Here is a 16,488-nt window from a genome sequence, read left to right as displayed (position 1 = left end):
TCAAATAAAAAACCACCGCAGTTTCCCGCGGTGGCTTTCCTTCTAACCAACCTCAAAAATCTTAACTTTTTTATCGCTTGATAAACTTACCTGAGTTGCTCTCGCCATCTGGATAAGAGACGATATAGGTATATATACCAGCACGCAATTGGGATGCGTTGTATTCAATTACCTTATCATTTTGAGTGGTACTTAAAGTCTGCGTAGAGATCATTCTACCCATCATATCATAAACCTGCAATTGAACGCTGCTAGTGGCTCTTGTCAACGCCATACTGGTACGATCCAGAACTGGATTTGGGTAATTCGTTAGTGCAGGCGTACGATCTTGAAAGGCTGTTGCAGTAGACAAGGTGCTTTTCCCGAAAGAAACATTACTTACTTCCAATTCGAATTCCTGGAAGCTGCTGTAATCTCCATGTATGGAAAACACCACCGATCGCAAGTTCTCAATAGCTATACGATTACCTGATGCATCTTTACAATCCGCTAAGGAAATCGCTTGAGAGGTACGCTCTTCTTGAGCTGGAATATAAAAACGTAAACGGTTTTCCCAGGCTATATCTTGATCAGTAATCAAGATTACTTCTACGGGCAGATTGCTTTTTAGGTCAAATTTGATTTGGTCAAATTCAGACACATCAATTGTCTGATCTCCAGCTTTCAAATGTCTAAATAGGTTGAGCGTTTGCTTTATACGACCTGCAATCCTTGGGTTTCTTTCTACTTGGTAAATATCTTCTACTGCAGCAACATCTAGGTTTTCAATATCCCATTGATCAATGACCACTTCATTCTCCAGATAATCCAAACCCCAAGGTCCATCGGCCAGATACAAAGCATCTATCGCTTCAGTTTCATCAGTCGCTATTGAAAACCCAATGTCAAATAAATGACCGGTAGTAATCTCTACGGTTTCGTAAGTCGCTCCGCTTAGGTTGATGACCGTATCAAAGGTAGATTCTGAGGCGACTTCGGTTGTTTTTAAGTTTCCTTTAAAGTACATCTGAGAAGACCTGTTCTTATTCACAATTTGCAACTGCAATTTCCCATTCTTATAAAATCCAGATTGCACAAAGACTGCAGGTATCACATCGCTAACCGCCATACTTTTCAAGGGCTTTTCTGCAATATAAGTGTCTACAATATGATTGGCGATGGCGAACACTTGAGAAAAGGAACTACCCCAAATCTGGAAGTTGTTATAATCTCCTGATGGGTATTGATCAATGTTCCAAAAACTTAAAATCTCATTTTCTGACGCACCTAGTTTGACCGAAAAACTTAGAGAATACTCCATGTTTCCAGCCTCACGTTTGATCTTGGAACTGATCAATTGGTGACCTCTCACCATAACAGTTCTTACGTCTTCCAGGCTAGAACTATTCAATCGATCACAAATCGCTTTAGAATGATCATAAACGGAATTCTCTGTAGCTGTAGCCAGGACCACAGCAACACGGTCTTCATTATTGTAATAATCCACAGACAAAACCTCATCTGCATTGGTGACGCCTAATAAATCGGTTGGTGTGGAATATCGAGGCTCCTCAGTACCATTTTTACCGGTAGCTGGCATGTAGCGATCCAAAGTTTGCGAAGAGCTGGCACTTTTCATGAAGAAAGAGCTTTGCTTTTCAAAATTCCCGTTGAGATCTTTCTTTTTAAGACGTTTCATCTGGCGTCTGGAAATCAAGCTTGCCAGATCACCATTACTCTCTAATCCACCAGTATTTCCAGAGCTCACTGCTTTATCTGCAATATCTGGATCTGATATGTTTGTGGTTTTAATGGCCTCGTATGGATTTGCTGTGATGTAAAAAATGGCGTCATTAAAATCTTGATCGCAGCTTGCGTAGTCCCTACGTATATCTTCAAAGGCAAGAATGATACGCTCGCTCAACGGTTCTTTTAAAAGAACGTTATGCTGTTGTAGAGTGGAATCGTTTTCTGGATTAAAATCGGGATTTGAAAAAACACGCCACAAACCATCGGTGACTTGGCCGTTTTGATACCCATTAGCCAGTAACACCCAACCTATTCCTGTACCTGCGGGAAATCGTCCAATATGGACTTTGTTACCAGGACGTAAGCCACCACCGCTAAACTGTTTGGATACGTTTGGAAAGATGATCGTGATATCTTCTCTAGTAGGTGCGGCAGGTGTGGCGTCTTCATAATTATAAGTATAAAAACCCAACACATTTCTATAGCCAGCGCCTTCACCTACAAAGGTCACCCAAACATCTGCGTCTGATTCCAACAAAATATCAGTATCATATCCAGACGATATGTATTGCGGGTTGTAATCTGGTACGGGAAAATTCTCTGGCAAAGCGAGATCGATAAATTCCAAAAAAGCACCGGTAACAACGTCGTCGATAGGTTCGAGGTAATCTGGAGTTCCATCGGCTTGAAAACTGCCCAAGTAATTATATCCTTGACCACTTAGAGATATTGAAATAATGTAAACGAAAAATAGTAGTAATTTTCTCATGGCTTATATTTTATACAAGCCAAATCTAGAGCGAACTATCGCGCTATATTTTCAAAAACGACTAGGGTATTTTAAGTGTAGACGAGTGGTCCATTCACTTCGATGAATGCTTTACAGCAAATTCAATCGTTTCATCAACTCTGGTCTGTTGGACCTGCTTATGGGAACTACATTTTTTGCAATGAGCACGCTGTTATCCTCAATATCAATGATTTTTCTAAAATTGATGATGTAGGATCGGTGAACTTTTAAAAAGCTGCTATCAGGAAGTTTTTCCTGGATTTTTTTGAGCGTGGAATGTACCGTATAATTTTTATCCTCCGTTTTGATAAGAATGTAATCGCCTTTCGCTTCTATGAGTTGGACCTTGTCAAATTCGATTTTGATCAGGCGTCGGTCGATGTTGACATACATTTCCTTTTCCGCTGGATCAACTTTGGCCTTTTGTGTAGCCAGAGGAAGGCCTTCCACAGGTGTTACAAAATTCTCTGCCTTGAGCACTGCTTTTTGAAATCTGGGTAGTGTGATGGGTTTTACCAGATAATCGACAATACATTCATAACTAAAAGCCTCTATGGCAAAGTTCTTATCAGATGTAGTCAAGATGATCTTCGGTGGGTTTTTAAGCGTATCGATAAAGTCAAAACCCGTAAAGTCTGGCATGTGAATATCCAGAAAGATCAAGTCTACTTCATTCTTGTTCAAGAACTTGATGGCCTGCATGGCGTTGGGAAACTCTTCCAGCACCTTCAAATTATCGGTCTGGCTGCATAAATGGCCTACAATCGTTCTAGCTGCTGCCTCGTCATCTACTATGATACACTTCAAATCTCAGGTTTTAGGATGGACAGCAATTTACATATTACAATTGATTTATGAAATGGGTCACGCGGTCCAGAACGATTTGAAACGACTCTTTTTGGGACGTGTTCCCAGCTTTGAGGTCAAGTTCATATTGCACCGCTAGTTCATAGCCTTCTACCAGTCCCACGATGCCTAATTTATGTTTGATTTTGTGTACGTTGAGTGCCGCTTTCGCGAAAGCGGAATTCTTCATATTCATCTCGTATTCCTTGACCTCATCGGGCCATTCTGTCTTGATAACAAGAATCAGCTTGTCCTCAAAGGCCGCATCGCCGCCAGAAAGTTCGTTGATGTAATCGCGATTGGGTTGCTCCATTTACAGCGTTTTAGGTAAAGTGAAATAGAATGTGGTGCCCTTGTCCACCTCGCTGTCCAGCCAGATGGTACCATCATAAAAGTTGACGATCTTTTTGACGATGGAAAGCCCAATACCAGTACTAACCGAATCGTCTTCCAGCTTTTGAAACACCTGAAATATTTTACCAAAATAATCTCTGTGAATTCCCTTGCCATTGTCCTTGATCTCAAACTGAATGCCTTGATCCAGCTTCCTTGCGATAACATCGATACGACCGTTCATTTTATCCATATTGTCCACGGCATTTCCCAGTAAATTCTGGAAGAGTTGCTGGATCTTGAATCGATCTGCTGTAATGGTAGGCAACGTATGGATTTTCACCTTGATATGACTGGGCACGTGAAGCAACTCAACGGTTTCGGCCACCAGTTTATTGAGGTCAATAGCGTGTTCCTTGCGGTCTTCCTTATCAATGGAAGAATAACTCAAAATCCCTTGAATCAAGGCATCCATCTTCTCTAAATGGGTCACGATCAAATCGATTTGCTGCTTTCCAGCAGTTCCCAATTCACTTTCATAGTCTTCTATCAACCAGCTGACCAAGGCCTCGATACTGCGCAAAGGAGATTTTAAATCGTGGGAAACAATGTGTGCATAGTCATTCAATTCTTGATTTTGCAAGGCGAGTTCTTTTAATAATCGCTCCTGATTTTTGTTTACTGCAATCAATTGCTCTGCCTGGTTGCTTATGTAATCTGCCAAGCTACCTTGTTCTATGTCTTGAATACTTTCCGCATCTTCAAGGTCACCTTTTTGCGGATTCACGCTGTTGATGACGGCTTGTAAGCGTTCCAGTAGTTTTTGTTGCTGTTCTGATTCTTCTCGTAACGACTGGTTGGCCTCAAAAAGTTCGTCAGAGCTTATGGTCATGGCGCGCTGAGTCATTTTAAATTGATCTTCCAGATTGTCATAAGAATCACCAACTGCCTTAAGAAATGCCTGTAGGTCTTCCCTATCCCGAAGGTCTTCGGGCAACAGCTTCCTGATCTGTCTCTTAAGCAATGGGTTCATCTACTCGCTTATTAAGGTAATGGTCATGGTCTGATTGTGCAGCCTGCATTCCCGCTCACCATAAAACGGAGCAATCTCGCCATAGGAGTACATTCCTGTGATGACCACATTATTTCCTATGACATCCATCACTTCTTCTACTTCTTCTTCCACTCGCTGATCCAGAACCAATTTGCGGCCTATACAGCTTATCAATATAGCCAGTTGTGGTGGCTGTCGCCTTCCTTCCATGGCTCTTATGGCGGCGGTCTCTGACGCCGCGGCTATATCATCCATAGTACTCATCATGAGTTGGACTTTGGATTTTTCTGGAACATCACCTGCCAAAATCATGGCGTTATTTTCCTCATCAATATTGAGAATGGTGCGTACAAAGGATTGCTTGTTACCTTCCAATTGTACGTTCAAAGGATAAATCAATGCAGATCCTGGTAGGTCTTTGGCTTTGTCACCTAAATATTTTTTATAAAGATCCAAGGCTGGTTTGCCGTCGATTTCATACAGTACATTTCCTTTAGATCTAGTAATCACTCTTTCTGGACCAAAAGGTTTCCAGCCGCCATAGATGGAAAAGGAAGCTTCAAAACTTTCTCCATAAAAACCAATAACGATGATCTCACCTTCTTTAGGCGATTCATTGTAGGAAGCCAGCGTACGCTCAAACCGATCACCATCTGCGCAAAGTCCGCCAGTAATCAACGTGCTGGGCAATCTGGATTGCATTGCTTTAGTCAAGGCAGAGCCATTGACACTACTACCTTCAGAAATAACAAATACGTGTCGTAAACCTGTGGTATTTAAAAGAGACACAACCGCATCACCTGCCGCTGCTGAGTCATCAAAATCCTTGATGTTGACTCTTTTAATTTCAAACTGAGTCTTTTCAAACTCGATCGCAGTAATGGTGATATGCTCGTCGTTGACGGCACCTGCCACGAGATCACCACTGGAAGAGGCAAATACTAACTCGCCATCTGGGAATAACGCTCTAACCTCACTCAACAACGCAGGATCTTCGAGTAAAAACCTATTCCCAAAGATGAGCACCAAAGGAGCGATCAATTGCTGGTGGTCTCCTATGTAGATCCAGTCCTCATTCTTCCCACGTTGTAGCTGAACTGTTTTCATACGTTATTTGGATAACGTAAAGTGAAACGTAGTGCCCTTTTCCAGTTCGCTTTCTACCCATATATCACCGTTATATAAATCAACGATCTTTTTAACGATGGAAAGTCCTATTCCAGTAGAGTCTTTGCGCTTGTTGAGCGTTTGGAAGATTTTGAAGATTTTTTCATGATATTCTGGGCTGATTCCTATACCATTATCTTCTACAGTAAACTTGAAATGTTTGGGTGTCTCTTCAAAATCCACTTTGACATATCCTGGATCTTTATCGCAATAACGTATGGCGTTGCTGATCAAGTTCTGAAAAAGCTGTTGGATTTTGACTCTATCTGCCTTTATGGTTGGTAATGGATTTTTAATCTCAAGAGTGATGTGATCAGGAATGTGCAGCAACATTTCAATGTCGGTCAAAACCTCATTTAAATCAATGGATTCCTTGATGCTGCTGTCTGATCCTACACTGGAATATTCCAATACATCAGAGATAAGTTGCTCCATTTTTTCCAATGTCGCGTCAATCATATTGAGGTGGTGCCTGGTATCTTCCGTCCACTTGTCCAGATTGTCTTCTCTAATCCAACTCACCAAAGCATTGATACTGCGCAAAGGTGATTTTAAGTCGTGGGAAACGACGTGTGCATATTCCTGGAGCTCGTCGTTGCTCTTCTCTAATTTTTTGAGGAGATTTTCTTTTTGGATTTCGAGGTTTTTGAGTTCTGTTATATCCAGATGTATTCCAATAGAACCAATTACCTTACCGTTGATGTTATACTGTGGTGCACCACTAATAAGCCAAGTACGAATCTCTCCATCCTTTCTACGTATTCTTACCTCATAAGAATTGGAACTGCCTTTGAGTCTTTTTTGGTTTTCTTTTTTCAGTACTATCCTGTCTTCCTTGACAAGCAACATCTCATTTCCCTTTTTACCTATCAGCTCTTGCTCTGTATATCCTGACATGGCTTCCAGTCGCTGGTTGACCATCAAGATCTCGTCATCAAGATTCACTTCTATCAAACCTAGGTTCATGTTAGCAATGATGCTGCTATATTTTTCCCGCTCTACCTCAATATTTTTACGGTAGCGTCTTCGCAGGGTAACATCTCGATAAGCCCAGAGGTGTCCTTTATAGATCTCATTTTCGTATACTGGAATAAAGTCTCGTTCCAGAACGCGCCCATCCACTAGTTGAAGCTCATCAGCTAAGGCAAGCTCCTTGTTATTTACCAGTGTATTGATACGTTCTACAAAGCTATCAGGATCTGCAAACAGACCTTTGCTCTGCTCTGCAGCATTAGCGCAGTTTTGACCAACCAACTGTTCGGGCGAGGCAGGAATATTGAAAAACTCGCAAAATCTATTATTGGTGATGACGATATCCCTGTTTTCATCTTCCAGCAAAATGCCACTTTCAAGATTTTGGATTAAGGTCGCCAGTCGGTTTTGGGATTCTCTTAATTGATGCTCTGCAGCCTTTTCTTTTGTGATGTCTCGCACGATACCTTGAGCAGCTACTGGCTTTTTATCACTATCAAAAATTAAGCTCGCATTGATGTGGACCATTTTGGTAGAACCATCTTTAACTACGATTTTTATTTGAAAATCGGTAATGGATGAGTTGTGAAATAAATATTTAAAAGCTTCAGCGGTTTTCTCCTTTTCATCATGATGAACCAGCGAGAACAGATCGATATCTTCTTCTAATTGGTATCCCAGTAGCTTTTCTGCAGCATGGTTCATTTTTATGACCTTGCTGTTCATGTCCATGACGACATAAGCATCCACAATGTTTTCAAAGACGCCTTGAAGTTCTGACGAGGTTTGTTTGTAGAGGTTTTCTAGTTTGAAATTGGAAATGCGCAGCTCTTCAGATTTTTCAAAAAGCTCTCTGGATTTTTGTTCTAGGATTTGTTCCGCTTGCTTCCTGGCCGCCTTCTCGCGGGCTAGAGCACGTTCGTAAATCTTAATTTTATCTTCAGCCATTTCTCTGAATACTGAATTTTACCTCAGTTCCATCTTCTTTTATTTTCTCAACTAATATAGTGGCTTCAGAATTGAAATACTCAAAAGTCTTGTTCATAAGTCCCAACCCAAAACAGTGCATGGAACGACTGGACTTATAAATCATGATCAGTGTATTTTCTGTTTTCTCCAGAACATTGAAAGTAGGAAGCTCTGCGTCTGGATATATCTTTCTGACTTCTACGTGAATATGGTTTTCTATGGAAGCAAGCATTTCTATAGGATCAGTAAATTCCCTCAAAAAAGAGGAATAACTATTCTCGACTACCGTAAAGAAATGTTCCCCATAAACCAGCAACAGTTCATCGATGGCTATACCCGTTTCCTGACTGAGGTTGACCAATAAGCTGAGCATTTCAGAAAAACTATAGGTACCAACTGAGGTATAAATACCTTTTGAAGGCAAATCTGCATTAGAAACGATGGTGTCCACCATCTCAAGGCCAAACTTAGTCTCTACCAAGTCCAGAAATTCTGTAAAAACGATTCCCTTCATTATCCTTTAATTAATTCGTTGGAACTCCAATAATTTAATGTGGTGCTTATCTTTTCCACATAATCATCGTACTTGAGCGGCTTCAATATATAACCAGCAACACCTTCTTTATAACATTCCAGCATGTCTTTTCTATTGCTGGAAGTAGTCAGAATTACCACTGGTAAAAAGCGCATCACCTCGTCATTTTTTAGAATCTTGAGAAATTCCAAGCCATTGATACGAGGCATGTTCAAATCCAAGAGGATCAAGTCTGGTAACGAATCGCGGTTTCTAAGTATATCAAGAGCTTCTTCACCGTTTTTTGCTTCTACGATTTCATGAGGCATTTCCAGTTTTGCGATCGCTCTCTTGAGTTTCATGACCTCAATCGTGTCGTCTTCTATGAGTAATACTCTGAGTTTGTTGTTCAAGGTTGAGGGTTTAAGCATCTACAAATATGATGTTTAAGGTCAGTTTTCTGGAATTAGTTAGTTGAACAGTATTTTACTGTCGGTAGATAACGTTTAAGTGTCGACGAACGGTAAAGACATATTGAATCATCGTCGATAGAAAATAATTTGGGTAGACCTGAAGAAAAGGTTTGATAGTTCAAAAGCCTATAGCTTTTTTGACTGTAAAGCAACACTCATCGTGAGCAAGCTAAACCTAAGATAGGACTAATTTTTAGCAGCAATCATCGCTGGTGTAGCAACAGTTCTAAATCCTAAGTGATCACTTCCAGAATCTCTGCTCGTACTCATTCTGGCGCTTATTCTATAGCTGGCGCAGTAGGACGCGTGACATAAATAGGAACCGCCTTTCATGACCATTTCTTCCTGATAGGGGTTTTGTCTGTTTTTATAGGTATCCGCTCCTTGCGGATTTGAGATCACCTGATCTTTGGGTAACGTCTGGTAATAATCCTCATTATACAGATCACTGGTCCATTCCCAAACATTTCCTGCCATATCGTATAAGCCTAACGAATTAGGGTCAAATGACTTGACTGGAGCCACATATTTAAAGCCATCTGCACCTGTGTTATTGACCGGGAATTGACCTTTCCAAGTGTTTGATTTTTGACCAATCTTGCTGGAATCATCGCCCCAAGTGAATATCTGCTGCGTTTCGGTTCCTTGTGCGGCGCTTTCCCACTGCGCTTCTGTGGGTAGTTTGCGATTGGCCCATTTGCAGTAAGCTAGTGCATCTTCATAGGCGATATGGACCACTGGATAATTTCGTTTGCCTTCAATGGAACTGCCTGGACCGTAGGGCTGTCTCCAGTTGGCGCCAATCTTCCATTTCCACCATTGGGCATAGTTGTTCATATTCACGACGCCTTCAACGTCTTTGTTGAAAACCAGCGATCCTGGTTGGAGAATGGAATCTGCTGGTTTTGGCGTTCCTTCTGGCAGTTCCTTTTTCATTTGTTCCCAGTCTATGGGTCGCTCTGCAATGGTTTTGTATTGTGTCGCTTTCGCGAAAGCGGAAAATTCATCATTAGTAACCTCGGTAGCATCCATGAAAAATCCATCGACCCTAACCTCATGGGAAGGTTTCTCTCGAGGCATTGCCATCGCATCGCTGTCTTTTGCTCCCATGGTAAAAGTTTTACCGGGAACCCAAACCATACCTTCTGGCGCCTCAAAAGGAGCTTTTTCCACCTCTACAATTGTCGCATCATCTGGTGTATCATTCACAACATCTACTGACTTTTTACAAGCAATCGCTGAAAAAAGAAGTGTGTTGATGACGACTAATTTGATCAAAGATTTACGTGATCTATAATTGTTAAAGGTCATTTTCTTAATTTAGATATTCTTTATACACAAAAGTAATCAGCTAACATTTAGAACCCTTAACATGATTACGAATGTTATTATCCATTAACTAGACCAGACAAAAAGTAATTACTGCGACTCCCGTAGGTAATAGCCTTAACATTTCAGATCTTAATCCTGGAGTGTATATCGCAACATTCAAGAATCAAAACAACGATACCTTTAGCTCAAAGCTGGTAAAGAACTAAGTTTGAATTATCCTAATCTTAAATCCTGAAACAGTTGATCTGTTTCAGGATTTTTTTGATTCCTTAGCAAGGAATAATTGGAATTTAAATAATCAATAATGTAATCTAAGAATTAAGTAAAATTTCATCAATCACCACTTGCATTTTTTGGGTATCAAAACATTCCAGCAGTGCGTCAACTCCATGTTCAGATCCTTTGGTATTGCGGCCTACATGATGCAAGCCTTCTATAGTTACAGAACCCAGCAAATGATTTGCGCTATGTGAAACGGCAATGCCCAAATTCTCCTCAAACTGCTGCGTCATTGATTTAGAAACTAGAGATTCGATTAAGGGATCAGTGATATTGGAAAGATTGGGTTTATCTAAAACACTGTCTATTAAGGCATCACAAACGATCTCTTTATCATTCTTAAGAATTTTGAAACCATCGTCAACCAGTTCGATCTCTGGCTGATTCACAAAATCCAAATTCAAGACACTAGCATCATGAAGAGCTATGAGTTGCAGTATACTTTCTACCGGTGGTCCAAAGCTATAACGTTTTGCCATTTCATTGATCTCGATGAACCTAGCTACCAATGCCGGTGGCAATAATTGATATGTGTATAGATAATACATGTCTATTTGTAGTTCTCTCCACACTTGTCCAATAGTATAATCCAGGGAAAACGGTGTGTTACCATGAGACATTTGACAGGTTAGCTTCATGTAATCTACAATGAACATATTGGTATCAATGATATGCTCATTTTTGGTGGTTTGGTCCTTGAGCCAAGTGACAATGAGGTCCTTTCCTTCTGCATCGCTCAAGGATGAACTGCCGTAAGGCTGATCAAAACGGTTATAGACATTCATGACGACACCAGCTATTGGGTACAAAATATCATCAACGTCCTGGACTTCTCCATTTTTTATGTCTGTCTTTAGTTGGTCCAACATTTCTGCTTTTCCAGCCTTGATGGGATCAAAATTGTCATCAATATGTTTTCCTACTGGTTTAGGTACCATGGCAAGTCCGTCTAGTGAGTAGGGAACGATTTGAACGTTCTTGTTGCCAGTGTAATTCAGGAAGATATTGTGATCATTTTTCTCAAATCCAGCGTTATCATTTTCAGTGATCATGCGCACCACATCAATCATGGCGAGGCCTAAACCTTTGATTAAGATCTTCTTAGAAGAAGCATAAATCGCCGCAGCTTCATGGCTATACGGGTCATTGCTAAAATGCAATGCATCTTTTTTAGCATGCTCAATGAACCTCTGATTTTCCTTAGAAATAGTGGTTTTTAAATGTCCCAAGGCAAGAAGCACTTTCTTGAAATCATATCCATCGCCTTGTTCTGTATCGAGAGTAAAAACATTTTCTTGATGGGTAAGCTTGATCACGCGTTCTCTTTTAACTTCCAGCAAACCTAGACTTTGCAACGGCTCGACGATGGATAGTACGCGCTGGACCAGATAGGCACCGGTCACCTTACGTTTGGAAAAAGTATCCTTTTCTTCATTGATGGTCACGCCCATCACCTCTTCCAACCACTCCAGATAACTGGGAAATGAAGGGAAATGCACGTCTTTTAGATTGAACGCCGGCCTACCCTCAAAAGGTTCCAAAGCACGGTCAGAAATGTTACTCCAGTTCACGCTGGTTTGATCTGGATCCCAAGCTAGACCAGTACCTAGATTCTCACGTGTTTCAAAAACTATAACTTTGTAATTTCCTACTAATTGTGACGATACGCGATCAGACAACGTGATAAAGAATCGTTCCAAAGCATGTAATCCTCGCGCACCACAACCTACAATAGCTAAAAACTTGGTTTCTCCCATGCTACAAAGAACGGCCTAGTAGCGCCTAAATGTTCTTTACGTTCTCTTAAATCGAGCGTACAAGGTTATTTGCAATAAGATGGATGATGACTATCAGCTTTTAGACAATGGAAAAGCTTGATGATGTATTCGCTTTCGCGAAAGCGAACTCCTTAGAAACAAAGATCTTCCTTCCTACCATGGATCAAGTCGATGGATCTCGCTTGAATATTTTGATCAAGTTGAAAATCATGATACAGAAAACCACCCAAATAAAGCCTGCAATAAAACCACCAGCAACGTCTGATGGATAATGCACACCTAGGTAAATCCTGCTGGTTCCAATGCTTAAGATAAGAGTCACTAATAAAATGATCAACAATGTTTTCCAGTATTTACTGATGCCAAACTGCGTGACGAAATAGATAAGCAGACCATAAAATGCCATCGCCATCATGGCGTGACCGCTAGGGTAGCTCAAGGTTTCTACCATAACGAGATGTTCTGCATCTGGTCTTGCCCGGTTGATGGCCTGTTTCAAAATCAAATTAGAACTCAAGGCCAGGATCATGATCAGGGCAAATTGCGCTACATATTTCCAGCTTTTAAAAAGAATATAAAACAAGAGCGTACAAAAGGTGAAAATGATGAGGTAACCTAAAGTGTCGCCTACATCGGTTACAAAAACGAAATAATCTGTCAATGAAGCTGTGCGAAATTGTTGCACATAATTTGATATGGAACTGTCATAAGATGCCAGATATTCTGTCTTCAGGACTTCGGTCAATTTGATGAAGAGCTTGACGCCGCCCACAAATACAATGCTTGCCACAACAGCCGTGATGATGTAAGCCAACCGACCGTCATACTTTTCCATCGTACGTGATAGAAAATTCTTGAGGTATCTTAATGAGGCTAGTAATTGTTTTTGCACCAAAGCTTGATTTTGCAATCGATAAAATTAGCACTTATAACAGCAACCGTTTTGTAAACTTTTCACAAGCCTGACCATAATCGCAAAGTTTAAGGCTCCAATTAAGATATCTAGAACATCAACACCTTGTTCGAAAAATCTTACATAATAATTAAGAGGTCCACATCGCTATTAATCGGAAATTGGCAATGGATGAAAAACATTTCCATCTTTTCTAATCTAAGAATTATGAATATTTCTAATATCAAAGAGTGGTTGTATCTAGACCTAACGGCCTCTACCATCATTGTAATTACCGTTGTGGTAATTTTTTCAGTACTTATTTTAATCACTAGGGTTGCCGGCCTGCGTACTTTTTCAAAAATGACCAGTTTTGATTTTGCCACTACGATTGCCATAGGTAGTATTTTGGCTTCTGTATCGCTGGATCCTAAGACTTCCATAGGTAATGGTGCTGTAGCTCTAGCGGCTATCGTTCTATTCCAAGTGGTATTTGCCTTGTTACAGCGCTATGCGGGCTGGTTTAGAAAAACTGCGACCAATGCGCCCATTTTATTAATGAAAAACGGTAAAATCATTGAAGAGAACCTTGCCAAAACCAATCTGCACAGATCAGAACTGATTGCAAAACTGCGCGAAGCCAATGTCTTGAAGTTTGAAGAAGTGAAAGCCGTGGTTTTTGAAAGTACTGGTGACGTGAGCGTCCTACACGGCAAGGTTGATGCAACGCTAGAGCCTAGGTTATTGGACTTTCTAGACGTGAAAAAAGAAAAGGTTTAAACCCATTTAAAAAATATAGTTATGAAAAAGATTTTTAAAATTATTACCCTAGGGAAACTAGGATGGAAAGGTTATCGCTGGTATCGCGATAGAAAGAAAAAGAAAGCTGGTAAAAGCAACAAGACAACCTCAAGGTCTAAATAGCTGCTTGAGTCATTGAACTCAACAAGTCTATCAGTTCAGCTTTACCTCTAGAATATTAGCCTTGTTCTTTTTACTGGCTTCATTAGAAATAAACAAGGTACCGTCTTGACTAAAGGTGATTCCTTCTGGCTGTGCAAAATCGTCCTCATCCAGTTCGATTACCTTTTTGATGGTGCCATCCTTTTCTAAGATCACCAGTTTGGGATCAATTCCTTCCAGCACATAATACTCGCCAGTTAAAGGATGCACAGCAGCATCTGATGGGCTAAATGTTTTATAAACCTTCTTTTCTAGATAATCCTCAAAGGCATCATCTTCCATATTGATACTCACGGTAGGCACCGCGTCCACCAGCCGTGACTCTAGGTCAATTTTATACAATCCCTTGAATTCATCCACCTTATCACGATCCTTTGGCGCTGAGATCAAGTAGGATCCATCGCGACTTATGGCAAGTGTTTCCATGTTGTTTTTGGAAGAGAACTCCGTTTTGTAGCTGATGGTTTTAGCTTTTCCGCTTTCGCGAAAGCGTGCTACCTCAAAGATCTTTCCATCACTACGCATTACATAGGCGGTGTCATCGTGCACAGCGATACCTTCATAATCACCAGAATCGGCGAAATGAATATTTTGTAGAATTTTATTGCTTTCAAGATCGTAAATGAAGATTTCTCCTTCTTCATCCTGCACGCAAGCCATTTTCCCATCTGGAAGCCAAGCGATACCGCTTATTTCTCTCAGGTATTTGGGCATTTCCCATTTTTGAACAATAGTATAGTCAGTAGACGCTTTTTTCTGCTTGGGCTCATCGTCGGTCTTCAAGCCTTGAAACGCAAGAAGCGCGATCATTAGTGATAACACCACGGTTACCGCCAGAGTATATTTGATCGTTTTCATAGGAGTACAAAATTGCAATATTGCATGGTCTAGGTCTCAAAAAGTAAGCATAAAATATAGCAGGTCTTTGTTAATCATTTCTATCGTTACTGTGCTCCATATTGATAGTTACCCAGCATAGCTTGTACATAACAACCGTTTCTATAAATAGGTATCTTTGAACCATGGCCAAATCTGGAAAGCAGAAAAACACAAAAAACAAGAGCAAGCATTCCAAACTTATGGAGCGCAAGAAAAACAAATTGCGCACAGAAAAGGAAGCTCGAGCACAACGCCTCAAGGATCTCCAAAAAGCCTTGAATTCTCAAAAGGAATAAGGCGATCCATATCTTTATGATACGACCTAAAAAAAATGCGAGCCTGCCAGTGAATCACTAGCAGGCTCGCAATTTTAAACTTCAAAAAGTTTACGTAGTCGTCGCAAACTGATAAAACGCACGGCATTTCTCACCGTAAGCTCTCAGGTTTGCAAATAGACTTTCAATTCGAGAGACTCTTCCTTCTCTCTTCACAACTTGCGTTCTGTAAGGTCTCATAATAAAAAATTTAGACCCAAATATAATAATTATAAACGTTAATTATACATTTAGTTAACCTTAATTTTACATTGAATGTCTATTTAATTGATTTACAGTAACTTGTTTTACAGCTTTATAATCACTTCATGAATGGTAGCGATACCTGCGTTTCCCTCATTGGCAATATAGATTCTACCTGTTGGACTAATAGCGATTCCTTCAGGCTGAGCAAAATTCTTACTATCCAAGAATATGATGTCCTTGACCAATCCTTTTTGATCCAGTACGACCAGTTTAGGGTGAACACCTTCCATTAAATAAAAATCACCAGTTTGCGGGTGCACCGCCATATCTGAAGGACTAAATCTCGTTCGGACCGCTCGCTGCTCATTTTTATTAAACAAACTGTCGTTGATCTTTATTTCAATTATAGGATCGGAAGAAGTCTGTTTTGTTTCTGGATCGATTTCATAGATTCCTTTCGCATCTTCTGTATTATTTGTTTGTTTAGGAATGGTGAGAAGCATATCACCGGTGGCGTTAAGCGCCAGCGATTCCATGTCATCATTAGGCGTAAAGTTGGTTTGAAAATAGGTGGTTGTTTTTTGTTCGCTTTCGCGAAAGCGTGCTACTTTAAACAGTCTACCATCGCTACGCATCACAAAGGCATCATCATCCATCACGGCAATAGCCTCGTAATCACCATCACCAGCAAAATTTATGCGCTCGACCACCTTACCTTGCTCTAGGTCATAGATGTATATAAGTCCGTTTTCATCCTGGATACAGGCAATGGTATTATCGGTTAGCCAAGTGATACCGCTTATTTCTTCCAACTCTCTTTGAAGTGGCCACGTTTTTACGATCTCATAGTTGGTAGATGCAGCCATAGGTTTTTGGTGGGAAACCATGAGATAGGCAAAAACCGCGACCAGCACCATGCCTATCACGACCAGGGCAAAGGTTAGCTTGACATTTTTCATACATGCATTTTAAACAAATATCCTAGATCTAATATTTTT

At 40.5% G+C, this 16,488-nt stretch carries 17 protein-coding genes; 4 read left to right on the top strand and 13 right to left on the bottom strand.

Features of this window, described 5'->3' with window-relative positions; translation table 11 throughout:
- Positions 1-70 precede the first annotated feature (70 nt).
- From BST86_RS03575 to BST86_RS03535, 9 genes are all read right to left on the bottom strand, one after another.
- A complete protein-coding gene (locus tag BST86_RS03575; RefSeq protein ID WP_105982060.1) occupies positions 71-2,497 on the bottom strand; it encodes a DUF4114 domain-containing protein in 2,427 nt (808 codons plus the stop codon).
- A gap of 111 nt (positions 2,498-2,608) precedes the next feature.
- The gene (locus BST86_RS03570; RefSeq protein ID WP_105982059.1) at positions 2,609-3,325 is read right to left on the bottom strand and encodes a LytR/AlgR family response regulator transcription factor; all 717 of its coding nucleotides are present in this window, start codon (positions 3,323-3,325) and stop codon (positions 2,609-2,611) included.
- Positions 3,326-3,359: 34 nt separating this feature from the next.
- Positions 3,360-3,677: a histidine kinase gene (locus tag BST86_RS03565; RefSeq protein WP_105982058.1), complete on the bottom strand. Its 318-nt coding sequence runs from the start codon at positions 3,675-3,677 to the stop codon at positions 3,360-3,362.
- Positions 3,678-4,730 (bottom strand): sensor histidine kinase, encoded by a 1,053-nt coding sequence (locus tag BST86_RS03560; RefSeq protein WP_105982057.1) that lies wholly within the window; start codon positions 4,728-4,730, stop codon positions 3,678-3,680.
- The gene (locus tag BST86_RS03555; protein WP_105982056.1) at positions 4,731-5,858 is read right to left on the bottom strand and encodes an FIST signal transduction protein; all 1,128 of its coding nucleotides are present in this window, start codon (positions 5,856-5,858) and stop codon (positions 4,731-4,733) included.
- Positions 5,859-5,861: 3 nt separating this feature from the next.
- Positions 5,862-7,838, bottom strand: a complete 1,977-nt coding sequence (locus BST86_RS03550; protein WP_105982055.1) for a PAS domain S-box protein — start codon at positions 7,836-7,838, stop codon at positions 5,862-5,864.
- Entirely contained in the window at positions 7,831-8,373 is a 543-nt protein-coding gene (locus BST86_RS03545; RefSeq protein WP_105982054.1) for a heme NO-binding domain-containing protein, read from the bottom strand. The genes BST86_RS03550 and BST86_RS03545 overlap by 8 nt, the downstream gene beginning before the upstream one ends.
- Positions 8,373-8,804 carry a response regulator gene (locus BST86_RS03540; RefSeq protein WP_105982053.1) on the bottom strand — a complete coding sequence of 144 codons (432 nt, stop codon included), beginning with the start codon at positions 8,802-8,804 and terminating at the stop codon, positions 8,373-8,375. The genes BST86_RS03545 and BST86_RS03540 overlap by 1 nt, the downstream gene beginning before the upstream one ends.
- Positions 8,805-9,032: 228 nt before the next feature.
- Positions 9,033-10,157, bottom strand: coding sequence for a formylglycine-generating enzyme family protein (locus BST86_RS03535; protein ID WP_105982052.1), 1,125 nt, complete (start codon positions 10,155-10,157; stop codon positions 9,033-9,035).
- A 107-nt stretch (positions 10,158-10,264) separates the two neighbouring features.
- Here BST86_RS03535 and BST86_RS15165 point away from each other — a divergent pair, with 107 nt between their 5' ends.
- Positions 10,265-10,384, top strand: a complete 120-nt coding sequence (locus tag BST86_RS15165) for a T9SS type A sorting domain-containing protein (RefSeq protein WP_105983933.1) — start codon at positions 10,265-10,267, stop codon at positions 10,382-10,384.
- Positions 10,385-10,489: 105 nt separating this feature from the next.
- Here the strand turns inward: BST86_RS15165 and BST86_RS03525 are convergent, their stop codons facing one another.
- Both BST86_RS03525 and BST86_RS03520 read right to left on the bottom strand, forming a co-directional pair.
- Positions 10,490-12,214: an FAD/NAD(P)-binding protein gene (locus BST86_RS03525; RefSeq protein WP_105982051.1), complete on the bottom strand. Its 1,725-nt coding sequence runs from the start codon at positions 12,212-12,214 to the stop codon at positions 10,490-10,492.
- A gap of 184 nt (positions 12,215-12,398) precedes the next feature.
- A complete protein-coding gene (locus tag BST86_RS03520; protein WP_242446451.1) occupies positions 12,399-13,127 on the bottom strand; it encodes a phosphatase PAP2 family protein in 729 nt (242 codons plus the stop codon).
- Between the two features lie 228 nt (positions 13,128-13,355).
- Between BST86_RS03520 and BST86_RS03515 the strand changes: the two genes are divergently transcribed.
- Together BST86_RS03515 and BST86_RS15060 are read left to right on the top strand one after the other, a co-directional pair.
- Complete coding sequence (locus tag BST86_RS03515) at positions 13,356-13,907, top strand: DUF421 domain-containing protein (protein WP_105982050.1); 552 nt, start codon at positions 13,356-13,358, stop codon at positions 13,905-13,907.
- 21 nt (positions 13,908-13,928) lie between these two features.
- The gene (locus BST86_RS15060) at positions 13,929-14,051 is read left to right on the top strand and encodes a hypothetical protein (RefSeq protein WP_262497908.1); all 123 of its coding nucleotides are present in this window, start codon (positions 13,929-13,931) and stop codon (positions 14,049-14,051) included.
- Between the two features lie 30 nt (positions 14,052-14,081).
- Here BST86_RS15060 and BST86_RS03510 read toward each other — a convergent pair whose 3' ends face one another.
- Positions 14,082-14,948 (bottom strand): SdiA-regulated domain-containing protein, encoded by an 867-nt coding sequence (locus BST86_RS03510; RefSeq protein ID WP_242446450.1) that lies wholly within the window; start codon positions 14,946-14,948, stop codon positions 14,082-14,084.
- Between the two features lie 164 nt (positions 14,949-15,112).
- On the opposite strand from BST86_RS03510, the gene BST86_RS14855 reads away from it, so the two are divergent.
- Positions 15,113-15,265 carry a hypothetical protein gene (locus BST86_RS14855; protein WP_172443306.1) on the top strand — a complete coding sequence of 51 codons (153 nt, stop codon included), beginning with the start codon at positions 15,113-15,115 and terminating at the stop codon, positions 15,263-15,265.
- 326 nt (positions 15,266-15,591) lie between these two features.
- Here the strand turns inward: BST86_RS14855 and BST86_RS03505 are convergent, their stop codons facing one another.
- Complete coding sequence (locus BST86_RS03505) at positions 15,592-16,449, bottom strand: SdiA-regulated domain-containing protein (RefSeq protein ID WP_105982049.1); 858 nt, start codon at positions 16,447-16,449, stop codon at positions 15,592-15,594.
- Between the last annotated feature and the right edge of the window lie 39 nt (positions 16,450-16,488).

This window comes from Nonlabens agnitus, from assembly GCF_002994045.1.
In the GTDB taxonomy this organism is placed as follows: domain Bacteria; phylum Bacteroidota; class Bacteroidia; order Flavobacteriales; family Flavobacteriaceae; genus Nonlabens; species Nonlabens agnitus.
Note: the sequence above shows the minus strand (reverse complement) of the source record. Positions and strands in the feature narration are given on the sequence as shown.

Excerpts from the sequence above, each read along its gene's own strand:
- BST86_RS03575 (WP_105982060.1), bottom strand. The coding sequence starts at position 2,497 with ATGAGAAAATTACTACTATTTTTCGTTTACATTATTTCAATATCTCTA.
- BST86_RS03565 (WP_105982058.1), bottom strand. The coding sequence starts at position 3,677 with ATGGAGCAACCCAATCGCGATTACATCAACGAACTTTCTGGCGGCGAT.
- BST86_RS03560 (WP_105982057.1), bottom strand. The coding sequence starts at position 4,730 with ATGAACCCATTGCTTAAGAGACAGATCAGGAAGCTGTTGCCCGAAGAC.
- BST86_RS03555 (WP_105982056.1), bottom strand. The coding sequence starts at position 5,858 with ATGAAAACAGTTCAGCTACAACGTGGGAAGAATGAGGACTGGATCTAC.
- BST86_RS03550 (WP_105982055.1), bottom strand. The coding sequence starts at position 7,838 with ATGGCTGAAGATAAAATTAAGATTTACGAACGTGCTCTAGCCCGCGAG.
- BST86_RS03545 (WP_105982054.1), bottom strand. The coding sequence starts at position 8,373 with ATGAAGGGAATCGTTTTTACAGAATTTCTGGACTTGGTAGAGACTAAG.
- BST86_RS03540 (WP_105982053.1), bottom strand. The coding sequence starts at position 8,804 with ATGCTTAAACCCTCAACCTTGAACAACAAACTCAGAGTATTACTCATA.
- BST86_RS03535 (WP_105982052.1), bottom strand. The coding sequence starts at position 10,157 with ATGACCTTTAACAATTATAGATCACGTAAATCTTTGATCAAATTAGTC.
- BST86_RS03525 (WP_105982051.1), bottom strand. The coding sequence starts at position 12,214 with ATGGGAGAAACCAAGTTTTTAGCTATTGTAGGTTGTGGTGCGCGAGGA.
- BST86_RS03515 (WP_105982050.1), top strand. The coding sequence starts at position 13,356 with ATGAATATTTCTAATATCAAAGAGTGGTTGTATCTAGACCTAACGGCC.
- BST86_RS15060 (WP_262497908.1), top strand. The coding sequence starts at position 13,929 with ATGAAAAAGATTTTTAAAATTATTACCCTAGGGAAACTAGGATGGAAA.
- BST86_RS03510 (WP_242446450.1), bottom strand. The coding sequence starts at position 14,948 with ATGAAAACGATCAAATATACTCTGGCGGTAACCGTGGTGTTATCACTA.
- BST86_RS14855 (WP_172443306.1), top strand. The coding sequence starts at position 15,113 with ATGGCCAAATCTGGAAAGCAGAAAAACACAAAAAACAAGAGCAAGCAT.
- BST86_RS03505 (WP_105982049.1), bottom strand. The coding sequence starts at position 16,449 with ATGAAAAATGTCAAGCTAACCTTTGCCCTGGTCGTGATAGGCATGGTG.